Raw genomic sequence first — 23,098 nt, 5'->3', positions numbered from 1 at the left:
GCTTCATCCGAAGAGATGAAGGCGGTCCGTGATGCTGACTCCGCTCGCCCGCTGCGGAGTCGCCGCGGCGGTCCTCTCCCTCACCCTGTGCATCCCGTCCCCCCACGCCCACGCCCACTCCACCGCGGCCAGTACGGCCGCCGCGGACGCGGGGGCCGAACTCGTGGCGGCCCGTGCGGCGAAGGCGGCCGGAGCCCGTCCGAGCGGCGCGCTGGACTTCCGGGCCTGCCCCGCCGTCGAGGAGCTGCCCTCGTCCGTGCGGTGCGCGACCCTGCGGGTGCCGCTCGACTACGCGCGGCCCGACGGTCCCCGGATCTCGCTCACCGTCAGCCGGGTCGCCGCGACCCGGCGCGGAGGGGCCGCACGGCAGGGCGCTCTCGTCTACAACCCCGGCGGCCCCGGCGCCTCCGGGATGTTCTTCCCGCTCGTCGCCGACCTCCCCGAGTGGCAGCGGATCGGCGCCGCGTACGACCTCGTCGGCTACGCCCCGCGCGGAGTCGGCCGTTCCGCCCCGCTGTCCTGCGAGGACCCCGCCGTCCGGGCGAAGGGACCGACCCAGGTCCCGGCCGAGCCCTCGGCCGCGTACAAGCAGCAGCGCGTCGCCGGGGCCCGGGAGTACGCCCGCGGCTGCGCGCAGCGGGCCGGCGCGGCGCTGGCGTACTACACGACCCTCGACAACGTCCGCGACCTGCACGTACTGCGCGCCGCGCTCGGCGAGGAGAAGCTGACCTTCTTCGGCGCCTCGTACGGCACCTACCTGGGCGCCGTCTACGCCACCGTCCACCCCGGCCGGGTCCGCCGGATGGTCCTCGACTCCGCGGTCGACCCCGACCCGCGCCGCATCTGGTACGTCAACAACCTCGGCCAGGCCGCGGGGTTCGAGCGGCGCTGGTACGACTTCCGCGCCTGGGCCGCCCGTCACCACGCCGCGTACCGCCTCGGCACCACCCCGGAGGCGGTGCAGGCGAGTTACGAGCGCGTCCGGGAGGCGGTGGCCCGCACTCCTGCGGGCGGGGCGGTGGGGACCGGCGAGCTCCAGGCCGCCTTCCTCCAGGCGGCGTACTACGACGACGTCTGGCCGGAGCGGGCGGCCGCGCTCAGCGCGTTCCTGGCCGGTGATGCGGGCCCGCTGGCCGAACAGGCCCGCCCGGACCCGGAGTCGGCGGCCTCGCGCGAGAACGCGCGGGCGGTGTACACGGCGGTGCTGTGCAACGACGCCGCCTGGCCCGCCGAGTGGGAGACCTGGGACCGCGACAACACCGAACTGGCCCGCCGGGCACCCTTCGAGACCTGGGCCAACGCCTTCCTGAACCTGCCGTGCGCGTATTGGCCCGTCCACGGACGGCAGCAGCCGGTGGCGGTCGGCGCGCGGCCGGCCCCGGTCGGCGCGGGAGCGGCGGCGCTCCCCCGCACGCTGATCGTCGCGGCGGAACGGGACGGGGCCACCCCGTACCCGGGTGCGCTGGAGCTGCAGCGCCGGCTCGGCGCCGAGGCGGCGCTGGTCACGGAGAAGGGGGCGGGTGCCCACGGAGTGGTCGGCGGACGCAATGACTGCGTGGACCGTCACGTGGAGCGGTACTTGTTGACGGGTGACACCTCAGGGTGGCGTGTCACGTGTGCGCCGCATCCGGAGCCCGCACCGGTGTCGCTGGACGACCGGGCAGCAAGAGGCACCGGGAAGGTACCCAGGGCTCTGCTGCCGCCTGTCGTCTGAACTTCCGGGCGGGATCTCCGGCTGCGCCGTTTCGGGGGTCAGGCCGTCATCCGGACCAGCCTCCCGATCCACCGGAGGCCGCCCCCCAGTCAAGAGGGCGTCTTCCGGTTCCTTCCCCCCAGGGGAGGTATCAGGCGAGTCCGGCCACCAGATCGGCGACGGACTTGCGGCGCCCGGTGTAGAAGGGCACCTCTTCACGGACGTGCATACGGGCCTCGGAGGCGCGCAGGTGACGCATGAGGTCGACGATGCGGTACAGCTCGTCGGCCTCGAAGGCCAGCATCCACTCGTAGTCGCCCAGCGAGAAGGACGCGACGGTGTTGGCACGGACGTCCGGGTAGCCGCGGGCCATCTTGCCGTGGTCGGCGAGCATGCGGCGGCGGTCCTCGTCGGGCAGCAGGTACCAGTCGTACGAGCGCACGAAGGGGTAGACGCTGACGTAGTCGCGGGCGACCTCGTCGGCCAGGAAGGCCGGGATGTGCGACTTGTTGAACTCGGCCGGACGGTGCAGGGCCATGTTCGACCACACCGGCTCCAGCACGCGGCCGAGCTTGGTGCGGCGGAACAGGTTGTACGCGGTCTGCAGCTCGTCCGAGGTCTCGGCGTGCCACCAGATCATGATGTCCGCGTCGGCGCGCAGGCCGGAGACGTCATAGGTGCCGCGGACGGTGATGTCCTTGGCGGCCAGCTGGTCGAACAGCTCCTGGACCTCGTCGGCGTAGCCGGCGCGGTCAGCGTCAAGACTGGGGAGAACGTCCTTCAGCTTGAAGACGGACCACAGGGTGTAGCGGATGACCTCGTTGAGGTCCTTCGCCTTCTTCCCCGCGTTGGGAATCTTCTCTGGTGCAGTCATGTGTCCATTGTCCCGTGTGCTGATCAGTGGTCGGTGCCAGGGGTGCCTTACGCGGAAATCGCGGCAAACGTGGCCTTCACCACGTCGGCGGCCCTTCCGGCGCTCGCGATGCAGGCCGGGATCCCCACGCCGTCGTACAGCGCCCCGCACACCGCGAGGCCGGGCAGGGCCGCGACGGCGGAGCGGATCCGCTCGACCCGGGCCAGGTGGCCGACCGGGTACTGGGGCAGTCCGCCGTCCCAGCGGGTGACGGTGGCGGCGACCGGCCGGGCCGCGAGGCCCACGGCCTCGCCGAGGTCGCGCAGCGAGACGTCGACCAGCTCGGAGTCCTCGCGTCCCAGGTCCCCCTCGTCGCCGTACCGGCCGACCGAGGTGCGCAGCAGGAAGAGCCCGGGATCGGCCCCGGCCCAGGCCCACTTGTTGCTGGAGAAGGTGGAGGCCTTGATGGTCCGCCCGTCCACGGGCGGTACGAGGAATCCGCTGGCCCCGCCGTCCGTGATCGCGGCGGGCAGCTCGGAGCGGCGGAAGGCCATCGTCACCAGGGCCATGGAGGCGTACTCGACGGTCCGCAGCTCGGTGGCCGCGGCCGGCGCGAGCCCGTCCAGCAGCCGGGCGGCGGGCCCGGCCGGGACGGCCAGGACCACGGCGTCGGCGTCGATCGCCTCGCCGTCGGTGACGACCTTCCAGCCCCCGTCCGTACCGACGAGCTCGCGCACCGGGGTACCGGTGGCGATCCGCGCCCCGGCCGCCCGGCAGGCCTCGGCCACGGCCTGCGGGAGCCGGCCGATGCCGCCGTCGATGCCGGAGAAGACGGGCCGGCCGGCCTGCCCGGCCTGTTGCGCGGCCGCCCGGTCCTGGAGTTCGCGTACGCCCTCGCCCAGCGAGGCGTGCGTACGGGCGGCCTCGAAGAGCTGCGGGACGGCGGCGCGCATGGAGATGCGGTAGGCGTTGCCGGCGTAGACCCCGCCGAGGAGGGGCTCCACCAGGCGGTCGACGACCTCGTGGCCGAGGCGGGCGGCCACGTACTCGCCGACCGCGACGTCCTCGCCGATCTCGGTGGGCGCCAGCTCGCGTTCGGCCTCGATGCGGGCCAGTCCCTCGGCGGAGAGCACCCCGGAGGCGGCCAGTGGGGCCAGGTCGCCGGGGACGCCCATGACATGGCCGCGCGGCATGGGCCGCAGCGCGCCGCGGGTCCACAGGTGGGCGGTGGCGGTGGCGGGCGGCTGGAGGGCCTCGCCGAGGCCCACGGCCCGGGCCAGCTCCAGGGCCTCGGGGCGGCGGGCGAGCACGGATTCGGCGCCGAGGTCGACGGGGGCGCCGGCGAGTTCGCCGGCGAGCAGCTTGCCGCCGAGGCGCGGGCCGGCCTCCAGGAGCGTGACGCGCAGGCCGTCGGCGAGCAGCCGGTGGGCCGCCGCGAGACCGGCGATGCCGCCGCCGATGACGACCGCGTGGCGGGCCGGGGCGCCTTCGCCGGTGGCGGCGGCAGGGCCGTCCGTACGCATGTCCGCTTCGTGCATGGACACATCGTCTCAGACCGTGCTGCGGACGATCACCGAGGCCGGACCGTGACCGCATCGGGATCAGCCCGGAACCGCCGGAGCGAAACCCGCGGCGGGACCCTTTGCGTCTCACCGGCGACATCAGCCGACCCTCGGGGGGACCACCGATGCGCACCATCCTCAGCACCAGAGGCACCGCGGTACGCCGCCGCGGCGCCGCCGCTGTGGCCGGGCTTTCCCTGGCCGGGGCGCTCGCGCTCACCGGGTGCTCCGCCGGCCAGGACGCGGCGGGCTCCGCCTCCGCCGACAAGGCCGCGGTCCGCGCCCCGGAAGGGGCGGCCCCGGGCAAGCCGGGAGCCGCCGCGGCTCCCCCGGCGGCCGCCGGGTCCGCGGGCTCCGACGCGGCCAAGAACGGGCAGCAGCCGGCCGCCGTACGCCCGCACGTCATCCGTACGGCCACGCTCGCCCTGGAGACGGCGGACGCGCAGAAGGCCCTGGCCGCGGCCCGTACGGCGGCGGAGGGCGCGGGCGGGTACGTGGGCAACGAGTCGACCCGGCGCGGCACGGACGGCCGGATGACCTCGACGCTGACCCTGCGCGTGCCGGGCGAGCGCTTCGACGCGGTGCTCGGCGCCATGGAGGGCAGCGGCAGGCTGCTGAACCGCAAGGTCGAGGCGCAGGACGTGACGGAGAAGGTCGCCGACGTCGACAGCCGGGTCAAATCGCAGCAGGCGAGCGTGGCCCGGGTGCGGGACATGATGGACAAGGCCACGGCCCTCGCCGACGTGGTGATGCTGGAGAGCGAGCTGAGCAAGCGCCAGTCGGACCTGGAGTCGCTGCTCGCGCAGCAGACGGCCCTGAAGGACCAGACCTCGATGGGCACGATCACGATGGAGGTCTCGGAGCCGGCCCCGAAGGCGGAGAAGAAGAAGGACGAGGAGCCCTCCTTCACGGCCGCCCTGGGCAAGGGCTGGAACGCCTTCACGACGATCCTGCGCTACCTCGCCCTGGCGGTCGCCGTCGTGCTCCCGTTCGCGGTGACGGCCGCACTGGTGCTGGTGGCCCTGCGCGTGTACCGGCGGCTGCGCCCGGCGAAGCCGAAGACGGGCCTGACCCCGAAGACGATCCCGGCGGCCCGGCCCGCTGACCCGACGGAAACCGCGGGGGTCTCCGACTGAACAGGCCTTCCGCCCGTAGCGTGTTCTCCACGAGACGGCTGTGCGCGTGCGCGCGGAGCACGCAGAACGGGGCGGACGATGGCGACGGAACGACTGGTGGTGGTCGGTGGTGACGCGGCGGGGATGTCCGCCGCGTCCCAGGCCCGGCGGCTCAAGGGCCCGGCGGAGCTGGAGATCACGGCCTTCGAGCGCGGGCACTTCACCTCGTACTCCGCGTGCGGGATCCCGTACTGGATCGGCGGCCAGGTCCCCGGCCGGGACGACCTGATCGCCCGTACGCCCGAGGAGCACCGCGCCCGGGACATCGACCTGCGCATGCGCACGGAGGTGGTCGAGCTCGATGTCCCCGGGGGCCGGGTCCGCACCCGCGATCTGGATTCCGGATCCGAGGCCTGGACGGGCTACGACAAGCTCGTCCTGGCCACGGGCGCCCGGCCCGTCCGGCCCCGGCTGCCCGGGATCGGCGCGCACGGGGTGCACGGCGTCCAGACCCTGGACGACGGCCAGCGCCTCATGGACACGCTGGAGCGGACGGAGGCCGCGCAGGGCCGCACGGCGGTCGTCGTCGGCGCCGGCTACATCGGCGTGGAGATGGCGGAGGCGCTGGTCGGGCGCGGGTACGAGGTCACGGCCTTGCACCGCGGACCGCAGCCGATGGCCACGCTGGACCCGGACATGGGCGCCCTCGTGCACACCGCGATGAACCGGATGGGGATCCGCACGGTGTCCGGGGCGGAGGTCACGAAGATCCTCACGGACGACCGGGGCGCGGTGCGCGCGGTGGCCACGGCGGCGGGCGACGAGTACCCGGCGGACGTGGTGGTGCTCGGCATCGGCGTCGAGCCCCGTACGGCGCTGGCGCGCGCGGCGGGGCTGCCGCTGGGCGGGTCCGGCGGCATCCTGACGGACCTGTCGATGCGGGTGCGGGGCCACGAGAACATCTGGTCGGGCGGCGACTGCGTCGAGGTCCTGGACCTGGTGGCGGGGTGCATGCGGCACATCCCGCTGGGCACGCACGCCAACAAGCACGGCCAGGTGATCGGTTCGGGCGTGGGCGGCGGCTACGCCACCTTCCCCGGGGTGGTGGGCACGGCGGTGAGCAAGGTCTGCGACCTGGAGATCGCCCGTACGGGCCTGCGCGAGAAGGACGCCCTGGCGGCGGGGCTGCGCTTCGTGACGGCAACGATCACCTCGACGACGACGGCGGGCTACTACCCGACGGCCACGGAGATGACGGTGAAGATGCTCGCGGAACTCCGCACGGGCCGCCTGCTCGGAGTCCAGATCGTCGGCGGCGCCGGCTCCGCGAAGCGGGTGGACATCGCGGCGGTCGCCCTGACGGCGGGCATGACGGTGGACCAGGTCGTCTCCCTGGACCTCGGCTACGCCCCGCCCTTCTCCCCGGTCTGGGACCCCGTCCTGGTGGCGGCCCGCAAGGCGGTCTCGGCGGTGCGGGCCGCCGCCTGAGGCCCCGGTCCGCCCGGCCCGGCCCGGCCCGGGCTCGCGGCGCGCAGTTCGGACCGGACCAGCTCCAGCAGGCGGCCGGTCCAGTTGGGGCCACCGCGGGGGCCGTCCGCGCGCCAGAAGGGGGCCTCGGAGAAGCCGGTGTAGTGGATGCCCGCCTCCCCCGTGGCGAGCAGGATCTCGGCGAACCGGGGGTGCTGCTCGAACTTGGCCCGCAGCAGCCCGGCCATGACCGCGAGCCGCACGGCCGGCCAGTCCGCGCGCCGCGCCGCCCGTCCGCCCGTCTCCTGCGCCTCCCGGGCCGTCGCACAGGCGCGGATCCGGTCGTGGTCGGCGGGGTCGGCCGAGGAGAGGGCCCAGTACCCGTGGAGCACCGTGGGGTAGGTCCGTCCCGCGTACGTGAGCGGGGACTCGTGGTCGTTGCGCAGGACGAAGTCGCCGGGTTCGGCGGGCTTGCCGTTCGGGTACACGACCTCGCGGAGGACGACCGGGGGCCGCGGGGCTCCGTCGGGTTCGTCGGCGTAGCGGGCGGTCCCCTCCGCTTCGGCGCGTTCGACGGCGTCGTCGACTGCGGCGAAGTAATCGAGCGCACTTCGGTGCATCTCTTGCGTCACCACCGGTCCGTCCCCGTCGACGGCCCGCCCGATGTCCGTGGTGAGGATCCGCAGCGGCCGGTCCTGGCGCTCCATGTCGCCCAGGACGTAGACCCGCCGGTGCGCGGGGACGGCGAGATAGGCGTCCCGGAGCTGGGCCCGGCTGGTCTCGGTCGTCTCGCGCAGGTGGGCGCGGACGGCCTCCCGGAGGAGGTCGGCGCTCGTGGGCCGGCCGGCCAGCCGCGCGATCTCGTCGGCGACCTCCCGGAGGAAACTCCCGTCGGTCCGCGGCTCCGGCCGGCGGGACTTCCACTTCGGCGCATCGGCGGGCCACTGCCGTTCGGCCGCCGGGTCCAGCGCGATCTCCCCCGATGCCAGCAGCTTCCCCAGCCCGGCCAGGTCGGTCGAATCGAAGCGGCCGGGGGTGACACGGCCGTCCGCGTAGACGAAGAGGTGCTCGGGGTGGTGATCGGGGCGGTCCTCGGCGATCAGGTCGTACCTGCGCCACACGAGACACCAGGTCCCGTCGATCTGTTCTCCGTCGGATATGCGAAACGTCGGTCCGTGCCATGTCATGCAGGGCACGGTACCGACGTCTGCGATCTTGCCGAGCCCGTCCGGTTCAGCGGGCCGTCCGCGTGTGGACGTAGTCGACCAGGCGGGTCAGGGCGTCCGGGGGGGTGGTGGGCAGGACGCCGTGGCCCAGGTTGAAGACGTGGCCCTCCAGGCCCGACGCGGCCGCGAGGACCTCGTCCGTCTTCGCCCGTACGGCCTCCTCGGTGGAGAAGAGCACCGCCGGGTCCAGGTTGCCCTGGAGCGCCTTGCCGGGGCCGACGCGGCGGGCCGCCTCGTCCAGCGCGACCCGGTAGTCGACGCCCACGACGTCCGCGCCGGCCTCGCCCATCAGGCCGAGCAGCTCGCCCGTGCCCACGCCGAAGTGGATGCGCGGGACCCCGTACGAGGAGACGGACTCCAAGACCTTGGCCGAGGCCGGCATCACCGAGCGGCGGTAGTCCGCCGGGGCGAGCGCGCCGACCCAGGAGTCGAAGAGCTGGATCGCGGAGGCGCCGGCCTCGATCTGGACCTTGAGGAAGGCCGAGGTGATGTCCGCGAGGCGGTCCAGCAGGTCGGCCCAGAGCTGCGGGTCGCCGTACATCAGGGCCTTGGTGTGCTCGTGGTTCTTCGACGGGCCGCCCTCGACCAGGTAGCTCGCGAGGGTGAAAGGCGCACCGGCGAAGCCGATCAACGGCGTGGCGCCGAGTTCACCCGTGAGCATGCCGATCGCCTCGGTGACGTACGAGACGTCCTCCGGGGTGAGGTCGCGCAGCTGTGCGAGGTCCTCGCGGCGGCGGATGGGCTGGGCGACGACCGGGCCGATGCCCGGCTTGATGTCCAGGTCGACACCGATGGCCTTGAGCGGGACCACGATGTCGGAGAAGAAGATCGCCGCGTCGACGTTGTGGCGGCGGACCGGCTGGAGCGTGATCTCCGTGACCAGGTCGGGCCGCATGCACGACTCCAGCATCTGGGTCCCCTCGCGCACCTTGCGGTACTCGGGGAGCGAGCGCCCGGCCTGCCGCATGAACCACACCGGGGTGTGGGGCACCGGCTCCCGTCGGCACGCCTTCAGGAAGGCGGAATCGTACGTCTGACTCGGCTGGCCCTGGAATGGGGTCTCCCCGGCGCCGGCGGAGCCGTGCGCGAGGGGAAGGTCGTTGGCGCTCACGCGCCAAATCTTCGCACGTATGAAGAAGTGCCCGGCCCGGCGCGGGTGTCCCTGCGCCGCACGGACGCTCGTTCCGCCTAGTCTTCCCCGCATGGCTGCGGCTCAGGGACGATTTTCAGATGGCGCTGACGGTATGGACAGCGCGAAGGAGAGCTCCGTCCCGCTCCCGTTCCGGCGGGCGGTCGAGGGCTTGAAGAAGGCCCGCCTGCGGCCGGGGATCGAGATCGACCCCGCCAGACCGCCCCAGCGCCTGGCCCCGCACGCCTACGCCCTCGAAGCCGCGGTCGTGGACGGCGAGGACGATCTGGCCGACGGCCGGCTCATCCTGCTCCACGACCCCTCCGGCCACGAGGCCTGGCACGGGACCTTCCGCCTGGTGACGCTCGTACGCGCCGAACTCGAACCCGAGATGGCCGCCGACCCCCTCCTCCCCGAGGTGTGCTGGTCCTGGCTGACCGGGGCGCTGGAGGCGCGCGGCCTGGCGTACGGGGAGGCGAGCGGGACCGTGACCATGGCGAGCTCGCACTACTTCGGCGGGCTCTCGGAGCGGCGGCCGGCCACCCAGATCGAGATCAGGGCCTCGTGGACGCCCCGCGAGGGCGTCGGCGGGGTCCCGGACACCTCGGCGCACCTGTCGGCGTGGTGCGAGCTGCTGTGCCAGATCGCGGGGCTGCCGCCGGTCGGGCCGACGGACTCCGGGACGGGCGTGGTGTCCCTGCCACAGCGGCGCGGACCGCACCACCCGTAGCCGTGCGCCCGTACGGCGGCGGCGCGGTCGCCACCGGCCACCGAGGCCGCCGAATGCGCTGCGCCCCGTAGAACGGCCGATCGAGCTCCGGCGGCCGCGTGTCGGAACCGGGCGCCCGTTGTGGGCTTCTGATCACCCGATGATCGATCGTGCGTCCGAATTGCCCGAATTGTTACTCACCAAATCGTGATCATTCCCTAAAGCCGGGCGGGTGACGTGCCGAAGGAGTCAGTGACCATCCGCACGGTTCGCACCGGCTTCCTTCCCCGAGCCGGCCGTCCCGCCACTCCCCCAGGAGGCCTAGGTGTCCGTTCTTCTCGAGCAGCCCGCAAGCCTGGTCGCCTACCGCCCGAACAAGCCGACGGCCATGGTCGTCGTGGCCGACCCGCGCGTCCGTTCCACCGTGACCCGCCATCTGTGGGCCCTCGGAGTACGTGACGTCATCGAGGCGTCGTCCATCGCGGAGGCCCGCCCCCGCGTCGGCAGCCCGCGCGACATCTGCGTGGCCGACGTACACCTGCCCGACGGTTCCGGTCTCACCCTGCTCTCCGAGACGCGGGCCGCCGGCTGGCCGAACGGCCTGGCCCTGTCCGCCGCCGACGACATCGGTGCCGTGCGCAACGCCCTCGCGGGCGGCGTGAAGGGCTACGTCGTCACCGGCACGCGGACCAACATCGGGCTCCCCACCCGGCCCGGCGCCGCCCCCATCGGTGCCGCCGCCGCCCGTATGCACCGCCGCCCCCCGGGTGCCCCGAGCCACCCGGGCGGCTACCGCGAGCTCTCCGGCCGCGAGGTCGAGGTCCTGCGCCTCGTCGCGGAGGGCCAGTCCAACAAGGCCATCGGCGTCTCGATGGGCCTGTCCGCCCTGACCGTCAAGTCCCACCTCGCCCGCATCGCCCGCAAGCTGGGCACCGGTGACCGCGCCGGCATGGTCGCCGTCGCCCTGCGGACCGGGATCATCCACTGACAACCCGCCCGCCGGCACGCCCGGGCCGGCTCACCCGGGCCGGCGCCCCGCACCGGCCGGCGGCTCCCGGGCGAACTCCCGGCGAACCCGGAGAAACACCCTCGCCCGCGCCCCGCACCCGTCGCCGGAACGTTCCGGCGACGGGTGCGCCGTATCCACGGATACCCTTGAGCGGTGACCGACGCCCAAGAGACCGCAGCAGACCTGCGCACCACCACCGGGGGCGGCCCCCCGGACGACGTCGAAAAGGCGCCGATTCCGTTGCTGGAGCCCCGCGAGGGGATCCCTCCGGTGGTCGCCGACGAGGACGCCCTCGCCCGGGTGGTCGCGGCCTTCGCCGCGGGCACCGGGCCCGTGGCCGTCGACGCCGAGCGCGCCTCCGGCTACCGCTACGGCCAGCGCGCCTACCTGGTGCAGTTGCGCCGCGAGGGCGCGGGATCCGCGCTGATCGACCCGGTCGGCTGTCCCGACCTGTCCGCGCTGGGCGAGGCCCTGTCCGGAACCGAGTGGATCCTGCACGCCGCCACCCAGGACCTGCCGTGCCTGCGCGAAATAGGCATGGTGCCCACCTCCCTGTTCGACACCGAGCTGGCCGGCCGCCTCGCCGGCTTCCCCCGCGTCGGACTGGGCGCGATGGTCGAGAGCGTGCTCGGCTACGCGCTGGAGAAGGGCCACTCCGCCGTCGACTGGTCCACCCGCCCCCTCCCCGAGCCCTGGCTGCGCTACGCCGCGCTCGACGTGGAGCTGCTGGTGGACCTTCGGGACGCGCTGGAGAAGGAACTGGACCGGCAGGGCAAGCTGGAATGGGCCCGCCAGGAGTTCGACGCCATCGCCGCCGCCCCGCCCGCGCCGCCGCGCAAGGATCCGTGGCGCCGTACGTCCGGGATGCACAAGGTGCGCCGGCGCCGGCAGATGGCCGTCGTACGGGAGCTGTGGGAGTCCCGGGACCGGATCGCGCAGCGGCGTGACGTGTCGCCCGGCAAGGTGCTGGGGGACGCCGCGATCGTCGAGGCCGCCCTCGCGCTGCCGGCGAACGTGCACGCGCTGTCGGCCCTGCCCGGGTACGGGCAGCGGATGGGCAGGCGCCAGCTGGAGCAGTGGATGGCGGCCGTCGACCGGGCGAAGGCCCTGTCCGAGAACGAGTTGCCGCAGCCGGGGGCGACCCCGGCGGGTCCGCCGCCGCCGCGCTCCTGGGCGGACAAGGACCCGGCGGCCGCGGCGCGGCTGGCGGCGGCGCGGACCGCCGTGTCGGCGCTCGCGGAGGGGCTGAACCTGCCCCAGGAGAACCTGATCACCCCGGACACGGTCCGCCGGCTGTGCTGGGAGCCGCCGCAGCGGCTGGAGCCGGAGGCGGTGGCGCAGACCCTCGCGGGTCACGGCGCGCGCCCGTGGCAGATCGAGCAGGTGACGCCGGCGCTGGTACGCGCACTGGCGGCGACCGCCTGACGCGGCACCACATCACGCAGAGCCCCCGGCCGTTGGCCGGGGGCTCTTTTCGTCCCGGTTCCGCAACAGGGCCACCCGACATCTTTTGAACGCGCTCAAACACGACTAGCTTTTGAACATGCTCAATAGCGGATACGAAACATGGGTGGGGGACTTCGAGGCCGAGCGGGAGCGCCGCGCGGCGATCGGGGACCCGGGGTGGGAGCGGGGGGCCGCCCTCGATCCGGCGCTCGTGCGCAGCCTCCAGCGGTTCCAGGTGGGCGAGGACGGGGACGGCTCGGCCCTGATCGGCAAGGCGGACCGGGCCGGGGACCCGGTGTACGCGCGGGCCGTACGGCTCTTCGTGGCGGAGGAGCAGAACCACGCGCGGATGCTGGCGCTGCTCCTGGCGGCGGGCGGGGCCGGGACCCTGGCCGGACACTGGAGCGACGCGGTGTTCGTACGGCTGCGCCGGCTGCTGGGACTGCGGGTGGAGCTGCTCGTCCTGATGGTGGCGGAGGCCGTGGCCCTGCGGTACTACCGGGCGGTGCGGGACGGGGCCCCGGATCCGCTGGTCGCGGAGGTCGCGGGGCGGATCCTGGCGGACGAGGAACGCCACGTCCCCTTCCACTGCCGGCGGCTGCGGGAGGCCCTGGCACCCCTGCCGGCGCCGGCCCGCCGGGCGGCGACGCTGGCCTGGCAGGGGCTGCTCGCGGGGGCGGGCGCGGTCGTGGCGGTGGACCACGGCCCGGCCCTGCGCCACCTCGGCGTCCGGCGCGGCCGCTTCACGGCGGACGTGCTCCGGTCCTCGGCCCCCCTGGCCAGGGCCATGTGCACCGAACCCGCCACGGCCTCCGCCACCACCGCCCCCGCTCCCGCTCCCGCCGGCCCCGCCGGAGTGTGACGTTCGCCGCTCCTCCCGGAGGGGGTGTGCACGCCGGTTACCGGCAAGTAGCATGGCCGGGTGAGCGGGCGCTCAGCCATCGGCCGACCGCCCCCGCGCAGCAGTGCACACCCGCACCTGGAGGAGAGCCAACGTGCCTCGTACCGTCAGGGACGTCGTCTTCGTCGACGGCGTCCGCACCCCGTTCGGCAAGGCGGGCCCGAAGGGCATCTACAACGGGACCCGCGCCGACGACCTCGTCGTGAAGGCGATCCGGGAGCTGCTGCGCCGCAACCCGGACCTGGACCCCAAGAAGATCGACGAGGTCGCCATCGCCGCGACCACGCAGATCGGTGACCAGGGCCTGACGCTGGGCCGTACCGCCGGCATCCTCGCGGGCCTCCCGCAGTCCGTGCCGGGCTACTCCATCGACCGCATGTGCGCCGGCGCGCTGACCGCCGTGACCGCGGTCGCGGGCGGCGTGGCCTTCGGTGCGTACGACGTCGCCCTCGCCGGCGGTGTCGAGCACATGGGCCGCCACCCCATGGGCGAGGGCGTCGACCCGAACCCGCGCTTCGTCTCCGAGAAGCTGGTCGACGAGTCCGCCCTCTTCATGGGCATGACCGCCGAGAACCTGCACGACCGGTACCCGACGATCACCAAGCTCCGCGCCGACGAGTACGCCGTGCGCTCGCAGGAGAAGGCCGCCAAGGCGTACGCCGACGGCAAGATCCAGCAGGACCTGGTCCCGATCTCGGTGCGCAACACCAACGAGGCCGCCGGCGAGACCGGCTGGGGCCTCGTCACCACCGACGAGCCGATGCGCCCGGGTACCACGCTGGAGAACCTGGCCGGCCTGAAGACCCCGTTCCGTACGCACGGCCGGGTCACCGCGGGCAACGCCGCCGGTCTCAACGACGGTGCCACCGCCGCGATCATCGCCTCCGAGGACTTCGCCCGCGAGAACAACCTCCCGGTCAAGATGCGCCTCGTCGCGTACTCCTTCGCGGGTGTCGAGCCGGAGGTCATGGGCTACGGCCCGATCCCGGCCACCGAGAAGGCCCTCGCCCAGGCCGGCCTGTCCATCGAGGACATAGGCCTGTTCGAGATCAACGAGGCGTTCGCCGTCCAGGTCCTCGCGTTCCTGGAGCACTACGGCATCGCCGACGACGACGCCCGCGTCAACCAGTACGGCGGCGCGATCGCGTTCGGCCACCCGCTGGCCTCCTCCGGCGTCCGTCTGATGACCCAGCTGGCCCGCCAGTTCGAGGAGCAGCCGCACGTCCGCTACGGCTTGACCACCATGTGCGTCGGCTTCGGCATGGGCGCCACGGTCATCTGGGAGAACCCCAACTTCAACGCCGAGGGAGACTCCAAGTGAGCACCACCGCTGAGCTCCTGAAGGGCGCGGCCGAGCTGTTCCCGGACGAGGTCGTCACGTCCGCGCACGTGCGCCACCTGGACCTGCCGTTCGGCGCCGGGCGCTTCGCGCTCGTCACGCTGGACAACGGTTTCGACCACACCAAGCCGACCACCTTCGGCCCGCAGTCCCTCGCCAACCTGAACGCGGCGATCGACCAGGTCGAGCAGGAGGCCCTCGCGGGCTCCATCGTCGGCGCGGGCATCACCGGCAAGCCGTTCATCTTCGCGGTCGGCGCCGACCTCAAGGGCGTCGAGCTGCTGAAGAACCACGACGAGGCGCTCGCCATCGGCAAGGGCGGCCACGACGTGTTCAAGCGCCTCGCGGCGCTGGCCGTCCCCACGTTCGCGTACTACAACGGCGCGGCGATGGGCGGCGGTGTCGAGGTCGGTCTGCACTGCACCTACCGCACCGTCTCGAAGGCCATCCCGGCCTTCTCGCTCCCCGAGGTCTTCCTCGGCCTGGTTCCCGGCTGGGGCGGCTGCGCCCTGCTGCCGAACCTGATCGGCGCGGAGCGCGCGGTCTCGGTCATCATCGAGAACTCGCTCAACCAGAACAAGCAGCTGCGCGGCAAGCAGGTCTTCGACCTGGGCATCGCCGACGCGCTGTTCGAGGGCGCGGACTTCCTGGAGCAGTCGCTCCTGTGGACCGCGAACGTCCTGAACGGCACCACCGAGGTCGTCCGCGAGGAGATCGACCGCGGCGAGGCCTGGGACGCGGCCGTGGCCAAGGGCCGCTTCATCGCCGACTCCAAGGTGCACGGCGCCGCTCCGGCCGCCTACCGCGCGCTGGACATCATCGCCGCGGCCAAGGACGGGGACCTCCAGGCCGGCTTCGACGCCGAGGACACGGCCCTGGCCGACCTCATCATGGGCGGCGAGCTGCGCTCGGGCATCTACGCCTTCAACCTGGTCCAGAAGCGCGCCAAGCGCCCGGCCGGTGCCCCGGACAAGTCGCTGGCCCGTCCGGTCACCAAGGTCGGCGTCGTCGGCGCGGGTCTGATGGCCTCGCAGCTGGCGCTGCTCTTCCTGCGCCGCCTGGAGGTGCCGGTGGTCCTCACCGACATCGACCAGGAGCGCGTGGACAAGGGTGTGGGCTACGTCCACGCCGAGATCCAGAAGCTGCTCGGCAAGGGCCGCATCAACCAGGACAAGGCCAACCGCCTGACCGCCCTGGTGACGGGTGTCCTGGACAAGGCCGAGGGCTTCGCGGACGCGGACTTCATCATCGAGGCCGTGTTCGAGGAGATGTCCGTCAAGCAGAAGGTGTTCGCGGAGGTCGAAGCGGTCGCCCCGGCGCACGCGATCCTCGCCACCAACACCTCCTCGCTGTCGGTGTCGGAGATGGCCTCGAAGCTCCAGCACCCGGAGCGCGTGGTCGGCTTCCACTTCTTCAACCCGGTCGCGATCCTCCCGCTGCTGGAGATCGTCCGCGGCGAGCAGACCGACGACGCCTCGCTGGCCACGGCCTTCGGTGTCGCCAAGAAGCTGAAGAAGACCGCGGTCCTCACCAAGGACGCCCCGGCGTTCGTCGTGAACCGCATCCTGACCCGCTTCATGGGCGAGATCCAGAACGTCATCGACGAGGGCACCCCGGTCGTCACGGCGGAGAAGGCCATCGAGCCGCTCGGCCTGCCGATGTCCCCGCTGGTGCTGCTGGAGCTCGTGGGACCGGCGATCGGTCTGCACGTCTCCGAGACCCTGAACCGCGCCTTCCCGGAGCGCTTCACCGTCTCGCCGAACCTCGCCGCGGTCGTCAAGGCCGGCAAGCGCGGCTTCTACGTCTACTCCGCCGAGAACGGCTTCAAGCCGGAGCTGGACCCCGAGGTCGCCGCGCTCCTGGTCCAGGGCGACTCCGTCCTGACCGAGGAGCAGGTCCGCGACCGCGTCCTGGACGCGGTGGCGCAGGAGATCGGCCTGATGCTGGAGGAGGGTGTCGTGGCCGAGGCCCAGGACATCGACCTCTGCCTCATCACGGGCGCCGGCTGGCCCTTCCACCTGGGCGGCATCACGCCGTACCTGGACCGCGAGGGCGTCTCGGAGCGCGTGAACGGCAAGAAGTTCCTCGCCCCGGGCCTGGCGAGCGTCCCGGCCTGAGGCCCGTACGCCTGAACGCCCCGGACGCCCGTCCCCCGCTCGGGGGGCGGGCGTCCGCCGTTGCGCGGGACGGTGCGGGGGCCCGGCGCGGAACCCTCCGGTCCGGGCTGGCAGAATACGGCCCATGGCGGATGGCACGACACATTTCAGCCGCCGGAACCTGCTGTTCGCGGGCGGCGCGGTGGCCGCCGGCCTCACGGCGGGCGGGCTGTCCTGGGCGCTGGGCACCGGGGCCGGGGACGGGGCCGACGCCCAGCTGGACGACATCCCGAAGGCGACGGGCCCGAAGGCCGGCGCGTTCGACATGCGGACCGGTGCGCAACTGCTCCCCCAGGCTCCGCTGTTCAATACGACGGGCCCGCAGTCCTTCGCGTTCGACGATACGAACGGCCAGGTCTACGTACTGCAGACCGTCGAGGGCGGTATCCGTCTCGACGACGAGGAGGAGCCGGTCGACTCGGGTGATCGGAAGACCTCCGGCGATATGTGTGTGACCCGGCTCAGCAGTTCGGGAAAAATGCTCGGGCATATGTATCTGCGCGGCTTCGGCCACGGCATTTCCTGTGGTGTCGAGCCCACGGGCCCGCGTACGTACATATGGGTGGAGGGCCGCGCCGACGCCGAGAGCGGCTACGGGCGCACCGTGGTCCGGGTGCCGTTCAAGGACGGTTCGGTCCTCGACAGTTCGCACGACTCGGTCCGCCATTTCGATCCGGTGCCCGGCTCCACCGAGGTCTCCCCCGCGCTCGACCTGCCCGGCGGGCGGGTGCTGGTGAGCCACGAGGAGGAGGGGGTGCACCGGTTCTCGGTGTACGCGATGGCGGACTTCCTCGCGGGGCGCTTCGAGGCCGCACAGGTCCTGAGAGCCGGGGTACAGGTCAAGCAGGAGGAGTGGTTCCAGGGCTGCGCGCTGTACGGGGACCACGTCTACGTGCTGACCGGCGGCCCGTACACCGGCAAGGACGGGGACAATCCGCGGAAGTCCGGCGGAAATACCTATGTCTCCGCAATTGACGTACGCACGGGGAAGGCGCAGGGGCGTCATCACGTGACCGTGGCACCGGATCTGGTGTACCGGGAGCCGGAGGGAATCGCGGTCGCCATGGCCGGCGGCCGGCCGGCATTGTGCGTGGGTTTTTCCGTGAAGACGCAGGACCGCCGTGAGCTGGCGTTGTATCGCTTCACGGCCTGAGCGCATTGGCCTTCGGTTAACCCTGCGTTCTAGGGCCATCCATATTGCTGCTTATACTACTGCGACACTTCACAGGATCCTTATACCTCCATGGGGGAGGAACCGCACCATGGGCTCCAAGCGGCTGCGCGCTGTGCTCGGCGTTCTGATCACTTCTGGGCTCATCCTCAGCTTCGTCGGCATGCTGGTCGCCGTCGCGTTCGTCTCCCTCCCCCTGTTCGCCGGCTGCGCAGCACTCAGCTACGTGGCCGACCTCATGCTCCACACCACCGAGTCGCCGACGCTGGAGAAGCTGCGCGACTCGCGCTTCGGCCTCACGATGCGCTTCCTCATCCGGCAGTTCCTGCTGCTGGGCCTGTGCGGGGCCATCGCCGACATCGAGTCGTTCGTGTCGCAGATGACCACCATCGGCCTGCTCCTGCTGTTCATCCTGCAGCTCGCGTACGGCGCGCTCCTCAAGCACGTCCGCAAGATGCGCAACGAACTGCCGTTCACCACGCGCGGGCTGGACCTGGAGGCGCTCGGCATCCGCCGCATGCCGCACCCCTTCCTGATGAACAAGCACGTCCGCAAGACGCTGCACCTGGACATCCCGCTGGTGGCCGGAGCCCTCGCCACCATCGCCACGGACGACTGGCGCTTCGTCACGTACGGCATGATCACCACCGTCTTCCTCGCCTACTTCTCGCTGCTGGTGCTGGTGCCCGACGCGCGCAACGCGCTCAAGCTGCCCACCACCGACGAGGCCATCGAGGAGCTCAACCACCAGCTGGCCGAATATCGACCCCAGGTCGCCCTCTACTTCACGTTCGCCGCGGTCTCCAAAGACTTCATGTACCAGGTGAACATGTGGCTGGAGTCACTGGAGTCGCTGGAGCTGCGGCCCATCATCGTGCTGCGCGAGCGGGCCACCCTGCGCTACCTGGACGCGACCTCGGTCCCCGTCATCTGCATTCCGAAGGCGGACAACCTCGCCCGCATCGAAATGAACGAGCTGCGGGTCGCCCTCTACCCCGGCAACGCGGGCAAGAACGTGCACATGCTCCAGCGCGCCGAGGTCAAGCACGTCTTCATCGGCCACGGCGACAGCGACAAGCTGGCGAGCAGCAACCGGGTCAGCAAGGTCTTCGACGAGATCTGGGTGGCGGGCCGGGCCGGCCGCGACCGCTACGAGCGCATCAAGCACGCCGTGTCGCACCACCAGATCGTCGAGGTCGGCCGCCCCCAGCTGATGCCCCTGCACCGCTGGACCGGCAAGGTCGCCGCCCCCGTCCCCACCGTCATCTACGCCCCCACCTGGGAGGGCTGGACCGACGACGCCTGCTACACCTCGGTCATCCCGGCCGGCGAGAAGCTGATCAAGGCGCTGCTCGACTACGAGCGCGACATCCGCATCATCTACAAGCCGCACCCGCTCACCGGTTCGCGCTCCGCCGAGGCCGCCGCCGCGCACCGCCGCGTCATCGCCCTCCTCGAAGAGGACAACGCCCGGCGCTTCGGCCGCAACCTCACCGACTCCAAGGCCGCCGCCAAGAAGCTCGCCCGGATCGACCAGCGCATCGCCGACCTCTCCGAGCGCGGCGTCCGCTCCAAGTACCCGGACCTCACCGAGGAGGAGCGGACCGCGCGCATCCGGCGCAGCCGCAACCAGGCCGGGGCCCTGTACTGGAGCGCCCTGCCCGAGGCCGCGCACCACGTGGTGACCGAGCGGATCCCGGCCCTGTACGACTGCTTCAACCAGTCCGACCTGCTCATCGGCGACATGTCCAGCGTGGTCTCCGACTTCGTCGCGACCCTGAAGCCGTACGCCATCTTCAACCTCGACGGCCTGCCCGACGACCAGTTCCGCAACGAGCAGCGGACGGCGTACGCCTCGTACCTGCTCGACGGCGACTGCAACGGCCTGGCCGAGGCCATCGAGGCCACGCTGAACCCGCGCGAGGACGTCATGGCGCCCTACCGCGAGCAGCTGAAGGAATACCTCCTGGGCGAGGAGTACCCGCCCTCGATCGTCCGCTTCGACGCGGCCGCCAACAACCTCTACCGGCGGGGGCTGCGCGACTTCCCCATCGAATACCCGGAGCAGGTTCCCCACCCCGTGTAGGCGGACCTCCTCCGGGCAGTCGAGTCGCACCGCCCGTCAACCGACCGCCGCCCCGCACCACCGCCGTGCCGCACCCCTCACTCAGGAAGAAGGAGCCTTGTCCTCCAGGCCCGTCCCCCACCGCACCGTCGCCGTCGTCCTCGCTGGTGGAACCGGCCAGCGCATCGGGCTCGAAATACCGAAGCAGCTGCTCAAGATCGCCGGAAAGCCGATCCTTGAGCACACGCTCCACGTCTTCGAGAACGCGCCGGACGTCGACGAGGTGATCCTCCTGATGACGCCCGCGTACGTGGAGGACGCCCGCCGCATCGTCGAACGGGCCAAGCTGGGCAAGGTCACCCGGGTCATGGCCGGCGGCTCCACCCGCAGCGAGACCACCCGGATCGCCATCGAGGCCGCGGCCGCCGGACTCGGCGAGGGCGAGGACTGCAACCTCCTGTTCCACGACGCGGTCCGTCCGCTGCTCTCGCAGCGCGTGGTGCGCGAATGCGTGGAGTCCCTGGAGCGCTACCAGGCCGTCGACGTCGCCATCCCCTCCTCCGACACCGTCATCGTGACCCGTACCCACGGCAACGACGGCGAGTTCATCACCGAGGTCCCCGACCGCTCCCGGCTGCGCCGCGGCCAGACCCCGCAGGGATTCCGGCTCTCCACGATCCGCGCCGCCTACGAGCGGGCGGCCGCGGACCCGTTCTTCCAGGCCACCGACGACTGCTCCGTCGTCGTCAAGTACCTGCCCCACGTCCCGGTCCACATCGTCACCGGCGACGACTACAACATGAAGGTCACCCAGCCGGTCGACGTCTTCATCGCCGACAAGCTGTTCCAGCTCGCCTCCCACGCCGCGCCCGCCCAGGCCGGCGAGGCCGCCTACCGCGAGCAGCTGGCCGGCAAGACGATGGTGGTCTTCGGCGGCTCGTACGGCATCGGCGCCGACATCTCGCGCATCGCCGAGGGCTTCGGCGCCCGCGTCTTCGCGCTCGGCCGCTCCACCACCGGTACGCACGTGGAGAACCTCGACCACGTCGAGGAGGCCCTGGCCCTCGCCTACGCCGAGACCGGCCGCATCGACTACGTCGTCAACACCGCGGGCGTGCTGCGCGTCGGCCGCCTCGACGAGACCGACAACGCCACGATCCGCGAGGCGCTCGACGTCAACTACCTCGCCCCGGTCAACATCGCCCGGACCTCGTTCAAGTACCTCAGCGAGACCCGGGGCCAGTTGCTGCTCTTCACCTCCAGCAGCTACACCCGCGGCCGCGCCGAGTACAGCCTGTACTCCTCCACCAAGGCCGCCATGGTCAACCTGACCCAGGCGCTGGCCGACGAGTGGGCCGAGGACGGCATCCGCGTCAACTGCGTGAACCCGGAGCGCACGGCCACCCCGATGCGCACCAAGGCCTTCGGCCAGGAGCCCTCGGCCTCGCTGCTCACGTCCGAGTCGGTCGCCCTGACCTCCCTGGACGTACTGCTCTCCGAGATGACCGGCCACGTCATCGACGTACGCAAGCAGGACCCGACCACGACGCCGGCGCAGCGCTCCGGGTTCGAGGCGGCGCTGGCGTCCGTACTGATCCAGACCACGGAGGACCAGGGGGTCTAGGCGTGACGTACGCACCCGGACAGCAGGAGCGGCCGCCCGCGCCACGGAGGATCTTCGTGGCCGGCGACTCCGTGGCGGTCACCCGACCGCACAGCTACCTGCCGATGGCGGGCTGGGCCCAGGCCCTGCCCCTTTTCCTCACCGACGCGGTCGAGGTGGTCAACTGTGCCCGCGCCCGCGCGAGCTCGAAGAGCTTCCGCGAGCGCGGCCGGCTCCAGTGGATCCTCGACAACCTGGAGCCGGACGACCGCCTGCTGTTCGGCTTCGGCCAGATCGACTGGAAGACCGACCCCGGCCTGCACACCAAGCCGTTCTCCACGTTCCAGGAGCACATGGCCGCGTACGTGCACGGCGCCCGCGAGCGCGGGGCCCACCCGGTGATCGTGCTGCCGTACGAGCGGCGCCGCGTGGACGCGCACGGCAACGTCGCCCGCTTCCTCGGCGACTATCCGCTCGCGGCCCGGCAGCTGGCCGAGGACGAGCACGTGCCCGTCGTCGACCTCTACGGCCAGAGCCTGCGGTGGTGGGAGGAGCTCGGGCCGGAGCCGTCCAAGCTCGTCTTCACCCATCTGCGGCCCGGTGAGCCGCTGCTGGAGAAGGTCCAGGACGGGGACAACGTGCACCTGCGCGCGGAAGGCGCGATCGAGTGCGCCCGGTTCGTCGCCGGCGCCCTCACCGAGCAGGGCGCCGTCCCCCGTCCGTGGGTCCGCGACCTCGACCGCCGCCGGTTCTCCTACGAGGAGATGGGCTGGCTGGACGAGGAGACGTTCGAGCACCGTACGAAGTCCCGGGTGTCCGAGCCCGCGGCACGCAAGGAGTCCAGCGCGTGAACCTCCTCCTCCGCGGACAGGCCGTCGGCGACACCCCGTCGCTGGGCACCGTGTACGCGGCCCTGTACGTCTCGGCCGACCCGCGCCGGGGCGTGTCCCCGGGCGAGACCGTCCAGTTCGGCCTGTCCGTCGCCCCCGACCAGGGCGCCGCGCGCGGCTGCGCGTACCTGCCGGAGGAGCCGCTGAGCGCCGTCGGCGAGATCGTCGGCGTACAGGGGCTGGAGTACTTCCCCCGCCAGCGCTGGTTCCGGGCCCGCGCGGACGCCGGGGAGCAGACGACGGGGGTGCTGCACCTGCGCGTCGGCGACCCGGCCGCGGCGCGCAGCATCCGGCCCCGGATGGTCGTGGGGATCCCGGACGCCTCGGGCCGCAAACTGGTGCGCACCGGAAAGCTCGCCGCCGAACCCGTGCCGGTGCGCCCGTCCGCCCCGCGCGGCCTGCGGCTCGTGACCGCGCCGGGCGCACCGGGCACCGTCAACGTGCTCTCGGCGGCCCCGGCGGGCAGCACGGCCGTCTCCGTGACGCAGCCGCGCGGCGGCAGCGCGCAGCTCTCGCCGGACGGCTGGGTCACCTACGCCCCCGCCTCCGGTTTCACGGGCTACGACCGGTTCGAGTACACGGTGGGCACCGCCTCGGCCGGCCAGCTGAGCTCGCACGTGAACGTCTTCGTGGGCTCCTTGGAGCACATCCCGGGCGCCTTCCCGCAGCATCCGGCGGAGAGCGCCCCGCGGCCTTGGCAATGGCCCGAACTCACCGGGGAGATGCCCTGGCCCCGTCCCGCCGCTCCGCAGAACTGACGAGGA

At 72.4% G+C, this 23,098-nt stretch carries 18 protein-coding genes; 14 read left to right on the top strand and 4 right to left on the bottom strand.

Annotation, left to right across the window (positions count from 1 at the left end):
* Positions 1-31 precede the first annotated feature (31 nt).
* On the top strand, positions 32-1,714 hold the full coding sequence (locus AB0M92_RS15800) for an alpha/beta fold hydrolase (protein ID WP_366102697.1): 1,683 nt from the start codon (positions 32-34) through the stop codon (positions 1,712-1,714).
* A 130-nt stretch (positions 1,715-1,844) separates the two neighbouring features.
* Here AB0M92_RS15800 and hemQ read toward each other — a convergent pair whose 3' ends face one another.
* Together hemQ and hemG are read right to left on the bottom strand one after the other, a co-directional pair.
* The gene (gene hemQ / locus AB0M92_RS15795) at positions 1,845-2,567 is read right to left on the bottom strand and encodes a hydrogen peroxide-dependent heme synthase (protein ID WP_366102696.1); all 723 of its coding nucleotides are present in this window, start codon (positions 2,565-2,567) and stop codon (positions 1,845-1,847) included.
* A 47-nt stretch (positions 2,568-2,614) separates the two neighbouring features.
* Positions 2,615-4,069, bottom strand: a complete 1,455-nt coding sequence (hemG, locus tag AB0M92_RS15790) for a protoporphyrinogen oxidase (RefSeq protein ID WP_366102766.1) — start codon at positions 4,067-4,069, stop codon at positions 2,615-2,617.
* Positions 4,070-4,233: 164 nt separating this feature from the next.
* Here hemG and AB0M92_RS15785 point away from each other — a divergent pair, with 164 nt between their 5' ends.
* Together AB0M92_RS15785 and AB0M92_RS15780 are read left to right on the top strand one after the other, a co-directional pair.
* Entirely contained in the window at positions 4,234-5,244 is a 1,011-nt protein-coding gene (locus tag AB0M92_RS15785) for a DUF4349 domain-containing protein (protein WP_366102695.1), read from the top strand.
* Between the two features lie 78 nt (positions 5,245-5,322).
* On the top strand, positions 5,323-6,711 hold the full coding sequence (locus AB0M92_RS15780) for an FAD-dependent oxidoreductase (RefSeq protein ID WP_366102694.1): 1,389 nt from the start codon (positions 5,323-5,325) through the stop codon (positions 6,709-6,711).
* On the opposite strand, the gene AB0M92_RS15775 is transcribed toward AB0M92_RS15780, so the two are convergent.
* Positions 6,627-7,877: an NADAR family protein gene (locus AB0M92_RS15775; protein WP_366102693.1), complete on the bottom strand. Its 1,251-nt coding sequence runs from the start codon at positions 7,875-7,877 to the stop codon at positions 6,627-6,629. The genes AB0M92_RS15780 and AB0M92_RS15775 overlap by 85 nt on opposite strands.
* Positions 7,878-7,923: 46 nt before the next feature.
* On the bottom strand, positions 7,924-8,931 hold the full coding sequence (gene hemE, locus AB0M92_RS15770; RefSeq protein ID WP_366102765.1) for a uroporphyrinogen decarboxylase: 1,008 nt from the start codon (positions 8,929-8,931) through the stop codon (positions 7,924-7,926).
* A 187-nt stretch (positions 8,932-9,118) separates the two neighbouring features.
* On the opposite strand from hemE, the gene AB0M92_RS15765 reads away from it, so the two are divergent.
* From AB0M92_RS15765 to AB0M92_RS15715, 11 genes are all read left to right on the top strand, one after another.
* Entirely contained in the window at positions 9,119-9,775 is a 657-nt protein-coding gene (locus tag AB0M92_RS15765; RefSeq protein WP_366102692.1) for a DUF3000 domain-containing protein, read from the top strand.
* Positions 9,776-10,079: 304 nt separating this feature from the next.
* Complete coding sequence (locus AB0M92_RS15760; protein WP_007267191.1) at positions 10,080-10,742, top strand: response regulator transcription factor; 663 nt, start codon at positions 10,080-10,082, stop codon at positions 10,740-10,742.
* A 174-nt stretch (positions 10,743-10,916) separates the two neighbouring features.
* On the top strand, positions 10,917-12,188 hold the full coding sequence (locus tag AB0M92_RS15755; RefSeq protein ID WP_366102691.1) for a ribonuclease D: 1,272 nt from the start codon (positions 10,917-10,919) through the stop codon (positions 12,186-12,188).
* A 118-nt stretch (positions 12,189-12,306) separates the two neighbouring features.
* The gene (locus AB0M92_RS15750) at positions 12,307-13,071 is read left to right on the top strand and encodes a ferritin-like domain-containing protein (RefSeq protein WP_366102690.1); all 765 of its coding nucleotides are present in this window, start codon (positions 12,307-12,309) and stop codon (positions 13,069-13,071) included.
* 133 nt (positions 13,072-13,204) lie between these two features.
* Positions 13,205-14,431 carry an acetyl-CoA C-acyltransferase gene (locus AB0M92_RS15745; RefSeq protein WP_366102689.1) on the top strand — a complete coding sequence of 409 codons (1,227 nt, stop codon included), beginning with the start codon at positions 13,205-13,207 and terminating at the stop codon, positions 14,429-14,431.
* Positions 14,428-16,566 (top strand): 3-hydroxyacyl-CoA dehydrogenase NAD-binding domain-containing protein, encoded by a 2,139-nt coding sequence (locus AB0M92_RS15740; RefSeq protein ID WP_366102688.1) that lies wholly within the window; start codon positions 14,428-14,430, stop codon positions 16,564-16,566. Before AB0M92_RS15745 ends, AB0M92_RS15740 begins: the two co-directional genes overlap by 4 nt.
* A 124-nt stretch (positions 16,567-16,690) precedes the next feature.
* Positions 16,691-17,758 carry a signaling protein gene (locus AB0M92_RS15735; RefSeq protein ID WP_366102687.1) on the top strand — a complete coding sequence of 356 codons (1,068 nt, stop codon included), beginning with the start codon at positions 16,691-16,693 and terminating at the stop codon, positions 17,756-17,758.
* 109 nt (positions 17,759-17,867) lie between these two features.
* Positions 17,868-19,862 carry a hypothetical protein gene (locus tag AB0M92_RS15730; RefSeq protein WP_366102686.1) on the top strand — a complete coding sequence of 665 codons (1,995 nt, stop codon included), beginning with the start codon at positions 17,868-17,870 and terminating at the stop codon, positions 19,860-19,862.
* A gap of 97 nt (positions 19,863-19,959) precedes the next feature.
* Complete coding sequence (locus AB0M92_RS15725) at positions 19,960-21,465, top strand: bifunctional cytidylyltransferase/SDR family oxidoreductase (protein ID WP_366102685.1); 1,506 nt, start codon at positions 19,960-19,962, stop codon at positions 21,463-21,465.
* Positions 21,466-21,467: 2 nt separating this feature from the next.
* On the top strand, positions 21,468-22,295 hold the full coding sequence (locus AB0M92_RS15720) for a rhamnogalacturonan acetylesterase (protein ID WP_366102684.1): 828 nt from the start codon (positions 21,468-21,470) through the stop codon (positions 22,293-22,295).
* Positions 22,292-23,092, top strand: coding sequence for an Ig-like domain-containing protein (locus AB0M92_RS15715; RefSeq protein WP_366102683.1), 801 nt, complete (start codon positions 22,292-22,294; stop codon positions 23,090-23,092). Before AB0M92_RS15720 ends, AB0M92_RS15715 begins: the two co-directional genes overlap by 4 nt.
* The last annotated feature ends 6 nt before the right edge of the window (positions 23,093-23,098 follow it).

This window comes from Streptomyces sp. NPDC051582 (assembly GCF_040681715.1).
Lineage (GTDB): Bacteria > Actinomycetota > Actinomycetes > Streptomycetales > Streptomycetaceae > Streptomyces.
The sequence above is the reverse complement of the archived record's forward strand: the minus strand, read 5'-3'. Positions and strand labels throughout refer to the sequence as shown.